This window comes from Aeromonas enteropelogenes (genome assembly GCF_000819845.1).
In the GTDB taxonomy this organism is placed as follows: Bacteria; Pseudomonadota; Gammaproteobacteria; order Enterobacterales; family Aeromonadaceae; genus Aeromonas; species Aeromonas enteropelogenes.
In genome coordinates this window covers 181,521-196,668 of record NZ_CDCG01000037.1, presented here as the reverse complement: position 1 = coordinate 196,668, position 15,148 = coordinate 181,521, and the positions used below count along the sequence as shown (strand labels likewise).

The 15,148-nt window shown below is 53.8% G+C and carries 9 protein-coding genes; 2 read left to right on the top strand and 7 right to left on the bottom strand.

Annotated elements, in window-relative coordinates:
• Nucleotides 1–96: 96 nt before the first annotated feature.
• From BN1123_RS21455 to BN1123_RS13675, 7 genes are all read right to left on the bottom strand, one after another.
• Nucleotides 97–3,873, bottom strand: coding sequence for a hypothetical protein (locus BN1123_RS21455; protein WP_156130596.1), 3,777 nt, complete (start codon nucleotides 3,871–3,873; stop codon nucleotides 97–99).
• A 709-nt stretch (nucleotides 3,874–4,582) separates the two neighbouring features.
• Nucleotides 4,583–5,098: an REP-associated tyrosine transposase gene (locus BN1123_RS13700; protein WP_042027618.1), complete on the bottom strand. Its 516-nt coding sequence runs from the start codon at nucleotides 5,096–5,098 to the stop codon at nucleotides 4,583–4,585.
• A gap of 550 nt (nucleotides 5,099–5,648) precedes the next feature.
• Complete coding sequence (locus BN1123_RS13695) at nucleotides 5,649–6,602, bottom strand: DUF1848 domain-containing protein (protein ID WP_042027617.1); 954 nt, start codon at nucleotides 6,600–6,602, stop codon at nucleotides 5,649–5,651.
• Nucleotides 6,603–6,682: 80 nt separating this feature from the next.
• The gene (locus BN1123_RS13690; protein ID WP_042027616.1) at nucleotides 6,683–8,698 is read right to left on the bottom strand and encodes a BCCT family transporter; all 2,016 of its coding nucleotides are present in this window, start codon (nucleotides 8,696–8,698) and stop codon (nucleotides 6,683–6,685) included.
• 276 nt (nucleotides 8,699–8,974) lie between these two features.
• Complete coding sequence (locus BN1123_RS13685; protein WP_042027614.1) at nucleotides 8,975–10,021, bottom strand: NADP-dependent oxidoreductase; 1,047 nt, start codon at nucleotides 10,019–10,021, stop codon at nucleotides 8,975–8,977.
• Nucleotides 10,022–10,196: 175 nt separating this feature from the next.
• On the bottom strand, nucleotides 10,197–10,763 hold the full coding sequence (locus BN1123_RS13680) for a TetR/AcrR family transcriptional regulator (RefSeq protein WP_026457158.1): 567 nt from the start codon (nucleotides 10,761–10,763) through the stop codon (nucleotides 10,197–10,199).
• A 184-nt stretch (nucleotides 10,764–10,947) separates the two neighbouring features.
• On the bottom strand, nucleotides 10,948–11,985 hold the full coding sequence (locus BN1123_RS13675) for a Mal regulon transcriptional regulator MalI (protein ID WP_042027613.1): 1,038 nt from the start codon (nucleotides 11,983–11,985) through the stop codon (nucleotides 10,948–10,950).
• Between the two features lie 287 nt (nucleotides 11,986–12,272).
• Between BN1123_RS13675 and malX the strand changes: the two genes are divergently transcribed.
• The gene (gene malX, locus BN1123_RS13670; RefSeq protein ID WP_042027611.1) at nucleotides 12,273–13,844 is read left to right on the top strand and encodes a maltose/glucose-specific PTS transporter subunit IIBC; all 1,572 of its coding nucleotides are present in this window, start codon (nucleotides 12,273–12,275) and stop codon (nucleotides 13,842–13,844) included.
• Between the two features lie 81 nt (nucleotides 13,845–13,925).
• Complete coding sequence (locus BN1123_RS13665) at nucleotides 13,926–15,128, top strand: MalY/PatB family protein (RefSeq protein ID WP_042027610.1); 1,203 nt, start codon at nucleotides 13,926–13,928, stop codon at nucleotides 15,126–15,128.
• Nucleotides 15,129–15,148: the final 20 nt, after the last annotated feature.

Genomic DNA, 15,148 nt, shown 5'->3' with positions numbered 1-15,148 from the left:
AGTGGTTTATAAAGCATCATGAATCCATCTTTATAAGCTGTATGTTTTATTGCTTACGACTTAGCTAAATTGTTTTGAAAGAAAAATCATCATCTATTAGACAGTTAGTTCATTAAAAAATTGAACTGTAACCGGTATCTCACTACTTGAGTTATCGTGGGAAAGAGGAACAGTTTGCCTAAATAATAGCATCACCTTCAATTCACTTATAGATTCGAGATTCAAGTAATTCATTAGTTTGTCAATGTGTTTGTCCAAAATATGAAATCGATCTATATGCTTTCTTAGACGGTCAGGTTTACCATCTGATTTTATAACACCACGAAACTCATATATTTGCTTGGCTATTTCACCTTCAGTTTTGGAAAATTCTAAATCTTTACATTCAACTAGGTAGACAATCTTTTTGGAGGGGTGCCATGCCAGAACATCAACATCTCCAAAGTCTTTCTCAGTTCTTGTTTTAAGAATCTTACTGATTTTTACATCCGCTTCAACTTCCCAGCCAAAGCTACGAAACTTATCAGCGGCTTCATGGTTGAATCGGTGTCCTGATTTATTTCTTTGTTCTCCAATCCATTTTTTCATCGCGATTGTGTTGAAAAAAGAACCATCTAAAGTTGCATCAAATGAATTTGATAAGCAATATAAAATACCTTTTCGTATTAAACTTGGTGAAACAATGATGTCATCGCCAAGAACAATTAATGGCCTTGCTGTTAACGACAATCTACGTCGATATCTCCATGGAGATATATCGCTAACACGGAACTCTGAAGATAGTTTCATCCAGCCAGGTCTTTGTGGTAGGGTAAATCGGTTTAGAAAGGATTCTAACACTTGACTAGGTACACCGTGAGTATTCGAACGATAAAATAGTTCTGAGTAGGATATTTCATAGACAGCTTTATTTTTTTCAATCCCGATATCTTCAAATATATCTAAAATCTTTCTGGCTTCATCGATAGATATTCCAAATTCTTCACACCAAGCAGATTCGAACTCTTGACCTAGTAGGCCATCAACTTTTTCATGTATTTTAGGCTCAGAGAAATGATCATCATACTTTCCTGAGGCATGGTTCATCATCACTGTTTGAACGGATTTACCGTAAGGAGCTACTACAGTATCATATGCAGTGTGGTCGAATTGTACATCTCCATAAGTGGAAAGCCTTAGTAGGGGTTTAACCAACTCATACATTATTGCATCTGATAGATTTCCATATTGGAAAATAGCTGTTGCAAAAGTTATGAGCTTGGTTATATCCAGCTTATTTGGAACATTTCCTCCTTTGTCTAAGGATTCACAGATAGCCATTTCAATAAGAATTCTAGACCCTGTCAGTACAGAGTTATTTGATGCAATCCGATTCAGTGCGACTGAATAGACCTCGTTTTTATCATTATGAAGTCCTAACATAGCTTTGAAAGTTCGCTGCCAATACGTAATGTCTGCATCTACAGCAGCATGGTTTTTAAGCAAAAAAATAATTAACTCTTTTTTATTAAAAGATTTTAAATAGGACTGAATCTCCTTCCATAGATTTAAAGTTAAGTCTTGTAAATATTGTGTGCATTCAGTTTTTCCATAGATATGACAGGGTTCGGTATGAGAGTTAGATTTCCATGCTAAGCCGATCTTAATGGTGGCATCATCAAATCGGTCTAATACTAATGGTTTTGGTAGGCTAAATTTAACGTAATCAAGAAAAGACTGTGCAGTGAGCATATGCACTTCTTTACCATAGTTATCTGTAAAAACATGATTTAGAACAGTTTCAACTATCTTTTCATGATTATTACATGTGACGGACTCTTTGATAAAAGCCGTAAGCAATGACTTTATAATAGTTTTTTCGGCAATGTTATCTGCTCGATGAAATGCATGTAAATAGTTTTTCAAAAATTTACAGTTTATGTGTAAAATTCCGTTTTCTACGGATGTAGAATACTTTATTAACGTACTTAGGCTTTCAGGGTCAAGTGCGTGCGGCACGTGAGATGGGATGTCAATATCTTCAAAATCAATCGTTAAAAAAACTTTATCGTGTGATGAAGAGTAGCCAAGTTCAAATAAAGCTAAATCAGACCTGTATATCCAATTACAGACGCAACCCCACAATCTATATAAAAGATCTCTATTCTGGTTTTCATAGCATGAAGGAATACACCACCATGAACATAAATTACCTTCAATTAGACCAAGTAACTGACCATTTTCAACGTCATCTATTGATGCATAAATTGGTTTGAAACGATCTTCTTTAAAGTAACTGCTCGAATTCAATCTTCTAACAGAAACAAATTCACCATATGGATTGAAAGTTTTATGTGCATCTTCCTCATTTTGCACTTCCCAACGAACATCTAATAGGGCGTTTTGTGTGATCATCATGAATAATAATGGTGATTTTCCAAAATTTTCATCAAATGCTGAATGAGGGATAATGTTAAAATCATTCTCTTTAGCCCATCCATATAGATTGAGTAAGCCATTTATATTTTGGGTGTGGATACCTGCTTCAATAACACGGTGTTTAGCTTCAATCAATCGCCAGAAAGAAAATGGATCCATACTAGGGATGCGATTGAATGTATCGAAGTCAGGTGCGGGAACGAATTCTAAACGCCAGTTACTAGATTCTGGTTCGCATTCAAACGATATCATAACTGCGCGTCCCCAACCACAGCCGATAATAATGCTAAGGCCACTCTTAAAACCGTCTATTTTTGAAGAAAATCTATACGCCTTCTTAATTCTTTCTGTAATGGCATTTTTCAGATCAATGTTTGATTGAGATGTGCCATTAACGAGCCCTTTTTGATAGTCAAAAAAATCATCAAAAAACAATAAAAAATGCACGTACCTATGAGGATCAATGCCAACCAATGCATCTGCCCCGACAGTAATCCCATTGGAGTCTCTGAATGGTATAAAGGGGGTGTCTTTTATTTTTCCTAATAGGCATGATTTTTCACCAAATAAACTAACATATTTTACTTGCATAAGATGCAGTAGCTTATCTAATAATCCAAGACTATTTATCTGTTCGATTACAAAGAAGCGAATTGCAACACTTATTGCCGTTGGTAAAGCTAAGATATATGTACCATCTTGCGCCCTGTAAATAGGCTTACGTTCCAACGATGAACTTCCAAAAGCCTCATTAGGTAGTGCAATGAGATTTGGATTGTCAATAACAAATGGATTGAGGTCATTCTTATCTACGCCCAAGTCAGTTAGGTCTTCTAAGGAAAAAGTGGCTATATTAAAATTTGCATTAGATGTATAAGAATGAAAGTCCCATTCAGATTTTGGATAATCACTACCTTTTTGATAACGCTTCAATCTTTTCCTATTAATTGATTCGTTAGATAAGGTAAGTATTGCCCTTACTGCTCTCTTTATACCAAGAAACGGATTGATATCTGGCATTTCGTCTATCAGGTCGATAAATATTTGTGTGTAAAAATTGGAGCTTTCCCATAGCCCATTGAGGAACATATATGAGCCTTTAGCTGACTTTATTACACCAACCATCGTGTCTTCAGCTGGATCTTCCCATGAGCCAATATATGTAGAATGAATGCCATTAAATAATTGGCTTATATCGACATCAGTCATCACTTTCTGGCCATGTTGTGATAGGAAAAGCTGATGAATCATAGTTTCTGTAGTTACAAGATTGCTATGAAGCTCTTCCTCATATAGTAGGCCCACTATTTTTATAAGAGAATCTTCAAAGTTAAAATTATCAACTAGGTCACTGATATTGTAATCTGCTCTAAACTGGCCGAAAGTTGGTGTCATTATTTGATGGCTAGCACCCAATAGGTCTAAATCTGGAAAATCCATACTATCAATATTCATATACACAACTCTCAACTTTAATTATTAAAGTAACCATTTTTTAGCCTTCAGTGAAAACTAATGTTGATTAAGTATTTTAAGTTTTTCTCATGCATTGGAAATGGTTATTCGCATCTTTTGGTGATCGCTATATTCGATACCGACATACATATGTTGCCGTGTAAAACTCGTGCTACCGCCCCTGGATTACAGCTTCCAATGCGCTTCATGGACCCGCGGGCGGGGCCCGGATGGTGCTGTAGGCGCCGAATGGCCAGCATAGCCTCAAGCTTCATACGAAAACCAGTCGAAAATTGACGCAACTGTCGACAAGCGCTGAATTTTTGCGCCAGCTCACCAATCTAGCCTCTCGTCTCTTGGTGGATCGGGGGCGGGCAGGGGGAAGGAAGGCATCGCGTATGTTGGGCTAACATATGTAGGTTGGTGCTGAACGAAGTGAAGCCCAACGTTTACCGAGAAAGCTAAATTCGATTGTTGATTTTCTATTGCCATAATTCCTATCGTATATTGGGAATCATCTCTCCCATTTGTTGGGCTTCGCTGTGCTCAGCACCAACCTACACGAATTGAAGCCCAACGTTTACCAAGAAAGCTAAATTAGGTTGTTGATTTTATATTGTCATGATTCCAATCGTATTTTGGGAATCATATCTCTGATTTGTTGGGCTTCGCTGCGCTCAGCGCCAACCTACAAAATATCCCAAACCAATTATTCCAGACCCGAGTCACTATCAATGGCCCAATTCTGGTTAATCCATCCTGCGGCAATATGGCGATGGATGGAGGAATAAGGCCAATCGACCGGTTTGGCACAATAGCCATGTTTGACCGGATTGAAGTGGATGTAATCGACATGGGCTTGCAGATCCTTGTCGTCCTGGATCAGATGTTTCCAATAGCGGCGTTGCCAGATACCGCGTTCCCGTTTTCTGAGTCGGTTTTCCCGTATCCGCTCTGTTTTGGCGAGCTTTCGTGAAAATCCTGCCTTGATCAGAGACCAGCGCAGGGGATAGTCACTGTCATCCGGTGGTAGTTGCCAAATGGCATGGAGGTGATCCGGCATCACCACCATGGCAATGATCTCGAAGGGATGATGCTGTTTGACGTGGCGGATCACCTCGCGCAGCAGGTCGATATGGCGTATCAGCAGATCTTGCTTCCGGTCGGCCAGATTGACGGTGAAGAACCAGCATGCGCCGCTGGCAATGGCTCGGCGATAGCGCATGGCCCTCCTTATCCCATATCGGGGTGATGCATCCAATTTGTTCGGTTTCGCAGTGTGTGGCACCAATCGACAGAGGGCGCGATTGTTGGGCTTCGCTGCGCTCAGCACCAACCTACAAATTGCGTCTATCGCTTGCCAAAACCACGCTACCGCCCGTGGATTACAGCTTCCAATATGCTCCAGTGACCAGTGAGGGCAGTAACCCATCACCGTTCAATAGGCACCGAATGGCCATCATATGTCCTGGCTATGCTGACAAACCAGTCAGAAAGTGACGTAACCGTCAATAAGATCTGCGTTTTATGCGCCAGCTCAACATTTGGTATGGGGCGCGGCCTGGGTAGCCACTCGATGCCGATAGTCAGGGGCGAGTGGCGGCTGGTTGGTAAAAGGGGACAAGGGCAGGGCTGTAAATAGGAAGCTCTATCGCTGTATGGAGATTGGCATTGGATAGTGGCCCGCAGATGACTTGATGCCTGCCACGCAAAAGCCTTGGTGATGGGAAACATGTATCGATCCGACCAGCGACTCCGGCTTGGTCTGCGAGAGATTAAAACAGCGTCCTCTGCACCGGCTCTGCCACCAGATATTGCCTATCAACCCCCTCTATCCCGCCAATCAGAAAGGGGCTCCGGGGATCATGGCGTTGTTTGTGCTTGATAACCGATTCCTGGCTGTAGGTGGCGTAACAGTAGGCACAGCCATGCAGACAGGTATTGTAGGCGCCGATATCGATGCTCTTGACGCAGCCACAGGCCTCGCGTTGGCCGGGATCTTTTTTGCCGTCGACCCAGCGGTTGAACAGGGTGTGGATCAACTCATTATCGATACACTTGCCATGGGTTATGCCGAGATGGGTGAGGTCGATAGTTTCGGCACAGGTTTCTATGGTCATGCCGAAACGGGCGGCGGTCTGCGCCATAAAGGTTGCCAGCTCATCCAGCGCATCATGGTTGTCCAGGTTGTTATCCAGCAGGTCGTGAAAGACAAGGTTCTCGACCGCGCGCAGGTTCTTCTCTGTCTTCTTGTAAAGGTCGGCAAAGCTGATGACGACCCTGTGGGTCTTGCCGGCCAGGAGCGACGCAATCTTGTAAAAGAGCCGCTTGTGCTCGGCCAGATCGACCAGGTTGCACAGCAGTATGGGGTCGTAGCGCCAGATGACTTTGTGGGGGCCAATTCTGTCTGATAACTCACAAAAGGTCTTGATGGCGTTATGGGGTCTGGGAACCCGGCTCTCCAGGGCTTTGGGGTAGCCGGTCAGGGTGTATTGAAAATAGTAGCGATGGCCGAGGGCATCGAGTTCATCCAGGTGGTGCATCAGCATGGCTGGCTGCCGGGTCCAGAATACGATGGCATCGATCTCATCCGGATGCAGCGACACCCGGGTGATTTGGTGGGCATTGAATGGATTGCGGGTGAGTAAAAAACCGGCCCTTATCCGGTTCATCAACCAGGGGGTATAAAAGGCCGGGATATCAGTTCTTCTGCTTGCGCTGATGATCATGGCATTGCGGCTCTCGCCCCGGTGGTGAGGTTGGCAAGGAGACGATAGGCCGCTCCTTGCCAACCTGCGGGGCGCGAGGATCAGGCCCCGGATTCTGGCGGAGTGTGTTCTGGTGCGCCGCTTAGCAGATCCAGCCCCTCATCCTGACTCAGCACCAGGTAGCGCTCGTACTGGCGCAAGACATCGGCGCTCAGCTCGTCGCGGGTCAGGTACTGGATGTCGTAGCCTGCGCGGCCGTCGGCAAAGTAGGTGATGGGCTCGAAGATGCGGGCGTCCGGGTCATGGTTGTGGGCCGCCTCCAGCGGGTTGAAGGCGGGGGCGGGGCGGGCCTCGATGCGCACCCCGTAGCAGAAGTCGCGCCGCCCTTCCTGGGGCACCAGCAGGTGGCACTGATCCGCATCTTCCTGCACCACCCGGCTGGCGAGGCCGCGCGCCTCGAACTCGCGACACAAGGCGGTCAATGCAGGCAGGGCTGTATCACGCAGGAAGGTGTGAGCATCGGCCTCGGTGGAGGGGCGAAGCAGGTGATCCATGCGGGTACGCCACTGCTTGCCGTTCCAAAAATCGGTGGCGGGGGAGAGGCGGCGCGCCGAGTGCTCCCTGTCGGCGACCAGCCCGCGCCAGAGGCCCAGGCAGAGCAGCACCATGATGATGGCAAACGGCAGGGCGGCGATCAGCGTCATGGACTGCAGCGCCGCCAGCCCACCGGTGGCCATCAGGGTACCGGCGGTGATACCGAGCAGCACGGCCCAGAACAGGCGCTGCCAGATCGGGGAGCGCTCCTTGCCCTGGGTGGCGATGTTGTCGATGACGAAGGCCCCCGAGTCGGCGGAGGTGACGAAAAAGACGCTGATGAGGATCACCGCCAGCGCCGAGGTGATGTCGGATCCCGGCAAGAGGTCAAAGAAGTTGAACAAGAGGGTGTCAACGTTGCCGACCGAGCTGGTCAGGGTCTGCCCCCCGGCGCGCTGGCTGACCCAGATGGCGGCGTTGCCGAACACCGTCATCCACAGCAGGTTGAAGGCGGTGGGCACGAACAGGACGCCGAGGATGAACTCACGCAGGGTGCGCCCGCGGGAGATGCGGGCGATAAAGAGGCCGACGAAGGGAGACCAGGAGATCCACCAGGCCCAGTAGAGCAGGGTCCAGTTGCCGAACCAGCCCGCCTGGCTGGTTTCGCTGTAGGTAAAGGTGCGGAAGGTGAGCTGGGTCAGGGACGAGACATAGTTGCCGATGTTCTCGGACAGGGCCCCGAGCAGGTACTGGGTGGGGCCGGCCAGCAGCACGAACAGCAAAAGCACGATGGCGAGGAAGAGATTCAGCTCGGAGAGGCGCTTGACCCCCTTGTCGAGGCCGGTGACCGCCGACAGGGCGGCCAGGGCAATGACGGCGCCGATGAGGCCGAAGCGAAACAGCTCCCCCGAGGTGTCGATGCCGGTGAGCCGGGTGATCCCCGCCGAGAGCTGCAGCACCCCGTATCCCAGGGTGGTGGCGATACCGAAGATGGTGCCCACCAGGGCGAAGATGTCCACGGCGTGGCCGAGCGGCCCGCGGATCCGCTCCTTGAAGATGGGGTAGAGGCCGGAGCGGATAGTCAGCGGCAGGTTGTAGCGAAAGCCGAAGTAGGCCAGCACCAGGCCGACGATGGCGTAGATGGCCCAGGCGTGAAAGCCCCAGTGAAAGAAGGTGGTCACCATGGCTTCGCGGGCGGCGGCCGGGGTGAGGGGCGCCGCCTGGGGCGGCGAGACGAAGTGGGTCATGGGTTCGCCCACCCCGAAGTACATGAGACCTATGCCCATGCCGGCGGCAAACAGCATGGCGAGCCAGGAGGTGAAGCTGAACTCGGGGCGCGCGTCGTCCGGCCCGAGGCGGATGTTGCCGTAGTGGCTGAAGGCGAGCACCAGCAGCAGGATCAGGAACATGCCGACCACCAGCACGTAGAACCAGCTGAAGTGCTGGGCAATCCAGCTCTGGCCGTCGCCAAAGAAGCGGGCAGCCGCCTCCGGCGCCAGCGAGCAGACCGCCAGCAGGGTGATGATAAACAAGAGGCTTGGGATAAATATCGGTAAAGACAGTGTGCAGCGCGGTGTGTTCATGGGACACCTTTGAGTAGGGAGGGCTTTGTCAAGATACTATAAAGCCATAGCACGCCAAACAGACAAACCCTGATTAATCCTTGGTCACTGTCACACCTTGACGCTAATCGTGGGTTAACGGGGGAAGGTGGCTCACAGGTCCGCATAAAAAATCCGAAACTGCTTGAAGCGGTTTCGGATTTTTAGCGTTAAGGGGCACTGTACCTGCCGGCGGCAAATTCCCGGGAGGACATTTGCATTCCCGTGTCAGCTGCCGTCATGGCTGGTGTGTCGTGATCAGGCCAGCTCGTCCTGGCCGACGCGAATGACCAGCTTGCCGAAGTTTTTGCCTTCCAGCAGTCCCTTGAGCGCCTCGGGGGCGTTCTCCAGACCATCCACAATCTGCTCCAGATAGTGGATCTTGCCCTCACTCACCCACTTGCCCATCTGCTCGGCGAACTCGCCATAACGATGGCCGTAGTCATCGAAAATGATGAAGCCTTTCACGGTGGCCCGCTTAGTCAGGATGGTGGACCAGGCCCAGTCCAGATGATCGGGTCCCTGGGGCAGGGCGCTGGCGTTGTAGTTGGAAACGGTGCCGCACAGCGGGATGCGGGCTTTGGCATTGAGCAGGGGCAGCACGGCCTTGAGCACCCGGCCACCGACGTTCTCGAAGTAGATGTCGATGCCATCCGGGCAGGCGGCGGCCAGTTGCTGCTCGAAGTCGCTCGCTTTGTGGTTCAGGGCAACATCGGCGCCGAGCTCCTCGCGGGCCACCTGGCATTTCTCGTCGGATCCGGCGATGGCAACGACCCGGCAGCCCATGATCTTGCCGATCTGGGCGACGGTCGCGCCGACCGGGCCGGTCGCGGCGGCGACCACCAGGGTTTCACCGGCCTTGGGCTGGCCGATATCCATCAGCCCCATAAAAGCGGTGAAGCCCGGCATGCCGAGCACGCCGAGGGCGTGGCTGACGGGGGCCTGTGCGGGATCCAGCTTGAACAGGAAGCTGCCGTCGGAGACGCCGTAATCCTGCCAGCCCACCCCGTAGCTCAGGACCCAGTCCCCTTCCTGATAGTCGGGGTGGCGGGAGGTGACGACCCGGTTGATGGTGCCGCCCACCATGACGTCACCAATGGCCACGGGTTCGGCGTAGGAGTCGGCATCGCTCATGCGACCACGCATATAGGGGTCGAGGCTCAGGTAGACGGTTCTGAGCAGCAGTTGCCCCTCCGCTATGCTCGGGACTGGGGTGGTTTTGAGGGCGAAGTGTTCGGCACCCGGGGTGCCGACTGGGCGTGCGGCCAGGGTCATCTGGCGGTTTTCGGTTTGGCTCTGGTTCATGGTATTTCCTCACATTACTGAGTGTCAGTGCCATTGCGCAGCTGGTTTGCCCACAACGGCGCGAGTCGGGAAGGCGTCATCCTTATGACATGGTGAGCGCCTTCTTTTTGTAAAATTAGACCGGTCGTCTAGTGGCGATTGCCAAAAAAGCCCGACATCTATCGGGCCTGTTTATTCATGGGGCCAGCAGCTGGAGCGTCATGGTGTAGGCGTGTTCCAGCTGTTGCCCCTCTCGATCCAGTTTGCCAAGCAGGGCCGCCCCCAGCCAGAGCTGGTAGAGGTTGGTCGCCAGCGGCTGGGTCGCTCTGTGACTCAGGCTGCCATCGGCGATGGCCTCTTCGATGGCCAGCGCGAGGCGCCGCACGACCCTGTCTGTACCGGTCTTCAGGATGAGGCGCATAGTGTCGGAGAGATCCGCCACCTCGGCGCTCAGCTTGACGACCAGGCAGTCGCAACAGCTCCCTTTCCAGTGGGCAAAGTAGCGTAGCAGGCGTTCGCGTCCCGGTTTGTCCTGGCCACCGAGCAATGCCTCCATCTCCACCAGATAGCTGTCGATGTAGTGACTGAGCAGGGCTTCGCCAAACTGCTCTTTTGACTTGAAGTAGTGGTAGAAGGAGCCCTTGGGCACCCCGGCCTCTTGCAGCAAAAAGCTCAACCCCATGGCGTTGAAGCCGTGGGTGGTCAGTATGGTGCGGCCAGTGTCGAGCAGATGCTGGCGCGTGTCTTGGTATCTGTCGGTCATGGCGGCATGGTAGTGGTTACTAGACCGGTCGTCTAGAAAAAGATCGCCAATAACGCCTCTTTTTTGTTCAGGGTGTGGGCTCTGTATGTGAGCAAGCAGCCCTAACCCCTTGTTTGGGATGGCATTACCGGCGTATCAGGTCGAAACGAGAGGGCGGGGCTTTGTCTCGCTCGCTCCCGGTGATTTACGCCGATTCCCGCTTCTGCAGATTGGGGGTGATGATATGGCGATTGGGGGCGAGCTCGGGTTGCTGCATCCGGGTCAGCAGGCGCAGGGCGGCCTGGCGGCCTATCTCCCGGGCCGGAGAGCTGACGAAGGTGAGGGCGGGGGCGGTGAGCTCGGCCTCCGCCACGTCGTCAAAGCCGAGCAGGGCTACCTGCTGGCCGATGTAGTTGTCCTTGCCCACGGTGCGACCGCTGGCCTCCACCCCGTAGATGCCGCCGAGGGCCACCTCCGGATAGTGGCACAGAATGGCCGTCACCTTGGGATGCTGGTGCAGCAGCTGGGCTATGGTGTCGGCGGCGCTGCGCTGGGTGCGATCGCATTCGAGCACCCACTCGGGTTTGAAGGGCAGGCCGTATTGCAGCAGGCTGGCGCAGTAGCCGCCGATCCGCTCGGCGCGGGTCAGCGAGTCAGCCCGCCCCCCCACATAGGCGATATGGCGGTGGCCCTGATCGATGAGGTAGGTGGTGGCCTGCTGGGCGGCATGGGTGTTGTCCGGGCCGATAAAGTCCACGTCATCGCGATAATAGGAGCGGGCGGCGCACACCACGGGCAGCTCGGAGTCGAGCAGTGCCTCCATGGTTTTGGCGGCCGCGCCGCGCACCGGATTGAAGATGATGCCCGCTACCCCTTGGCGCGACAGGGACTGGATGCTCTGCTGCAACCGCTCCGGACTGTGGCCGCACTGGGTCAGAAACAGCAGATATCCCTGCTGCTCCAGCACCTCGCTCACCCCGGCAGTGACCTCGGTATAGAAGGGATCCGTGATGTCCCGCAAGATCAGTCCCACCAGGTTGGATTGCTGGCTGCGCAGGTTGGCGGCAGCGCTGTTGGGCACATAGTCGAGCTGCTTGATCGCCTGCTGCACCCGCTCTGTGGTGGCGGGGGAGATGCGCCCCTTGCCCCGCAGCACCATGGAGACGGTGGTGACCGAGACTCCCGCCAGCTGGGCAACGTCGGTGATCTTGGGGTTTTTCGACAAGAGCGGTTTGGGGGACATAGGCGAACGGGCGACAGCAGATGGATACCGAGGCCACAGCATACCCCCTCGTCTGCCTGAGTGAAACGTTACATCACCTTCGAGCCGATCTGGCTCACAGTTTCGCAACGCCTATCCTGCCAGCTCGGTCATTCTGTGATCATCTTGGCAATTACGAAGTGATAAAACGTTTTATCATCCAGCAAAACCTGATGGGGGGCTGTCGCCCTTGCTTGCCAGCAAGGGAGTGGACAACGGCGACAGTGACCGACATCGGGCGTGCCCTTAACCTTACAAGGATCAGACACATGGCCAAGTCACCCGCCAAATCCACGATATGGGAGTTCCTGCAAAGCCTCGGCAAGACCTTTATGCTGCCGGTCGCCCTGCTGGCCTTCTCCGGTATCCTGCTCGGTGTCGGCAGCTCGCTCACCAGCGATGCGGTCAAGCAGAGCATGCCCTTCCTCGACAACACCCTGCTGCAACTGCTCTTCCTCTGGATGACCAAGGTAGGGCTGGTGGCCTTTATCTATTTGCCGGTGATGTTCGCCGTCGCCATTCCTCTCGGGCTGGCGCGCGAGGAGAAAGGAGTGGCGGCTTTTGCCGGTTTCGTTGGTTACGCGGCCCTCAACCTCTCCATCAACTTCTACCTGACGGTCGCCAACGTCATCGGTGACGCCGCGGCGGAGAAGGCCTACGGGGTGAAAGCCATCCTAGGCATCAGCTCCATCGATACCGGTATTCTGGGGGCCATCATCGTCGGGGTGATCGTCGCCAAGCTTCACGCCCGTTTTTACACCTACAAGATGCCGGATGCGCTCGCCTTCTTCGGCGGTGCCCGCTTCGTGCCCATCATCACCGCATTGGTGCTGGGTGTCGTCGGTCTGGTGGTGCCCTTCGTCTGGCCCTGGTTCGCCGCCGGCATCAACGGCATTGGTGCGCTGATTTCCCACGCCGGCCCCTTCGGTCCCTTCCTGTTCGGTACCGGTGAGCGTCTGCTGTTGCCGCTGGGTCTGCACCACATCCTGGTGGCGCTCATTCGCTTTACCGAAGCGGGTGGTACTCAGCTTGTGTGCGGCAACGAGGTGAGTGGCGCCCTCAACATCTTCTATGCCGAGCTCTCCTGCGCCAATATCACCCAGTTCTCGGTCTCGGCCACCTCTTTCCTCTCCCAGGGCAAGATGCCGGCCTTCCTCGGCGGTTTGCCGGGGGCGGCGCTTGCCATGTATCACTGCGCCCGTCCGGAAAATCGCGGCAAGATCAAGGCGCTGCTGGTCTCCGGCGTGGTGGCTTGCGTCATCGGCGGGATCACAGAGCCGCTGGAGTTCCTGTTCCTGTTCGTGGCACCCGTGCTCTATTTCATCCACGCCATCCTGACTGGCCTGGGCTTTATGACCATGGGGCTGCTCGGCGTCACTATCGGCAACACCGACGGCAACCTCATCGATTTTCTGGTGTTCGGTGTGCTGCAGGGCACCGCCACCAAGTGGTATCTGGTGCCCGTGGTAGCGGGGATCTGGTTTGCCATCTACTACAGCGTGTTCCGCTTCGCCATCGTGCGCTTTAACCTCAAGACGCCCGGTCGTGAGATCGAGACCAGCGACGTCGCGCAGCCGACCGGCAAGAAGGCAGGCAACAGCGGTTACAACGGCGAGATCATCCTCAATGCCCTGGGCGGTGCCGACAATATCCTGGCGCTGGATAACTGCATCACCCGCCTGCGCATGTCGGTGCAGGACATGAGCCGGGTCGATGACAAGCTGCTCAAGGCCAACGGCGCCATCGGGGTGATCAAGCTCGACGAGCACAACCTGCAAGTGGTGATAGGGCCCCAGGTCCATCTGGTGAAAAACCAGCTGCAGAGCCTGATGGGGGCCTGATCCGGCCAGCCTTTTACCTTAATCCCCGGGGGCGTCACGCCCCCTTGTTCATTCGTATCTTTGCTGGCGAGAGAAAAAGAGATGTCCAACACTGAACCCTTTGATTTTGACCGCCAGGTCGATCGCCACGGCACCTACTGCACCCAGTGGGACTATGTGGCCGACCGCTTTGGCCACGCCGACCTGCTCCCCTTCACCATCTCCGACATGGATATCGAGACCGCCCCCTGCATTCGCCAGACCCTGGCCAAGCGCCTCGAACACGGGGTCTTCGGCTACAGCCGCTGGAACCACGACGACTTCAAGGGGGCGGTCACCGGCTGGTTCGCCCGCCGCTACGGGGCACGCCTCGACCCCGAGAGTCTGGTCTACGGTCCTTCCGTCATCTACATCATCGCCCAGCTGGTGAGCCTCTGGTCCAAACCGGGGGAGGGGGTGCTGGTGCACACCCCGGCTTACGACGCCTTTGGCAATATGCTCAGCGCCAACGATCGGGTGTTGCTCCCTTGTCCGCTGACAAAGGGGGAGGGGAGCTATCACATTGACTGGGCCTGCTTCGAGCGTCAGGCGGCCCGCCCCGATTGCCGCATCCTGCTGCTGTGCAGCCCCCACAACCCCACAGGGCGGGTCTGGACGCGCGACGAGCTGGGCCGGATGGCGGACATCTGCCAGCGCCACGGGGTCAGGGTGATCTCGGACGACATCCATATGGACATGAGTTTTGCCTCCTATCTGCCCTGGAGCGAGGTGACCCTGGATGATGGCTGGGCACTGGTGAGTTCGGGGTCGAAATCCTTCAACATTCCGGCGCTGGGTGGTGCCTACGCCTTTATCCCCAACGAGGGCGCGCGGGCGGATTATCTGCGGCAGCTCAAGGCTGCCCATGGCCTCTCGTCTCCCCCCATTCTCGGGGTGTTGGCCCATATCAGCGCCTATCGGGAGGGGGATGCGTGGCTCGATGCCCTGAAAACCTATCTGCACGGCAATCTGGCGCTGGTGGCGGCGCGGCTCAACGCCGCCTTCCCCGCCATCGACTATCGGGTGCCCGAGGGGACCTACCTCGCCTGGATTGATTTGAACGGGCTCGGTATCGACTCGGCCGAGCGGATGGATGTGCTGCAACGCTTGCTGGTGGAAAAATACAGGGTCGCCATTATGCGCGGCGACACCTATGGCCCCGAGGGCAGGGGTTTTATCCGCTTGAACGTCGGTTGCTCCCGCCACAAGGTGGAGCAGGGGCTAGCTGCCTTGGTCGGGGCGCTGGAGGAACTGGTAGCAAAATAAAGCCCCGCCGATTGGCGGGG

Coding starts and splice junctions, on each gene's coding strand:
- BN1123_RS21455 (WP_156130596.1), bottom strand. CDS start 3,873: ATGAATATTGATAGTATGGATTTTCCAGATTTAGACCTATTGGGTGCT.
- BN1123_RS13700 (WP_042027618.1), bottom strand. CDS start 5,098: ATGCGCTATCGCCGAGCCATTGCCAGCGGCGCATGCTGGTTCTTCACC.
- BN1123_RS13695 (WP_042027617.1), bottom strand. CDS start 6,602: ATGATCATCAGCGCAAGCAGAAGAACTGATATCCCGGCCTTTTATACC.
- BN1123_RS13690 (WP_042027616.1), bottom strand. CDS start 8,698: ATGAACACACCGCGCTGCACACTGTCTTTACCGATATTTATCCCAAGC.
- BN1123_RS13685 (WP_042027614.1), bottom strand. CDS start 10,021: ATGAACCAGAGCCAAACCGAAAACCGCCAGATGACCCTGGCCGCACGC.
- BN1123_RS13680 (WP_026457158.1), bottom strand. CDS start 10,763: ATGACCGACAGATACCAAGACACGCGCCAGCATCTGCTCGACACTGGC.
- BN1123_RS13675 (WP_042027613.1), bottom strand. CDS start 11,985: ATGTCCCCCAAACCGCTCTTGTCGAAAAACCCCAAGATCACCGACGTT.
- malX (WP_042027611.1), top strand. CDS start 12,273: ATGGCCAAGTCACCCGCCAAATCCACGATATGGGAGTTCCTGCAAAGC.
- BN1123_RS13665 (WP_042027610.1), top strand. CDS start 13,926: ATGTCCAACACTGAACCCTTTGATTTTGACCGCCAGGTCGATCGCCAC.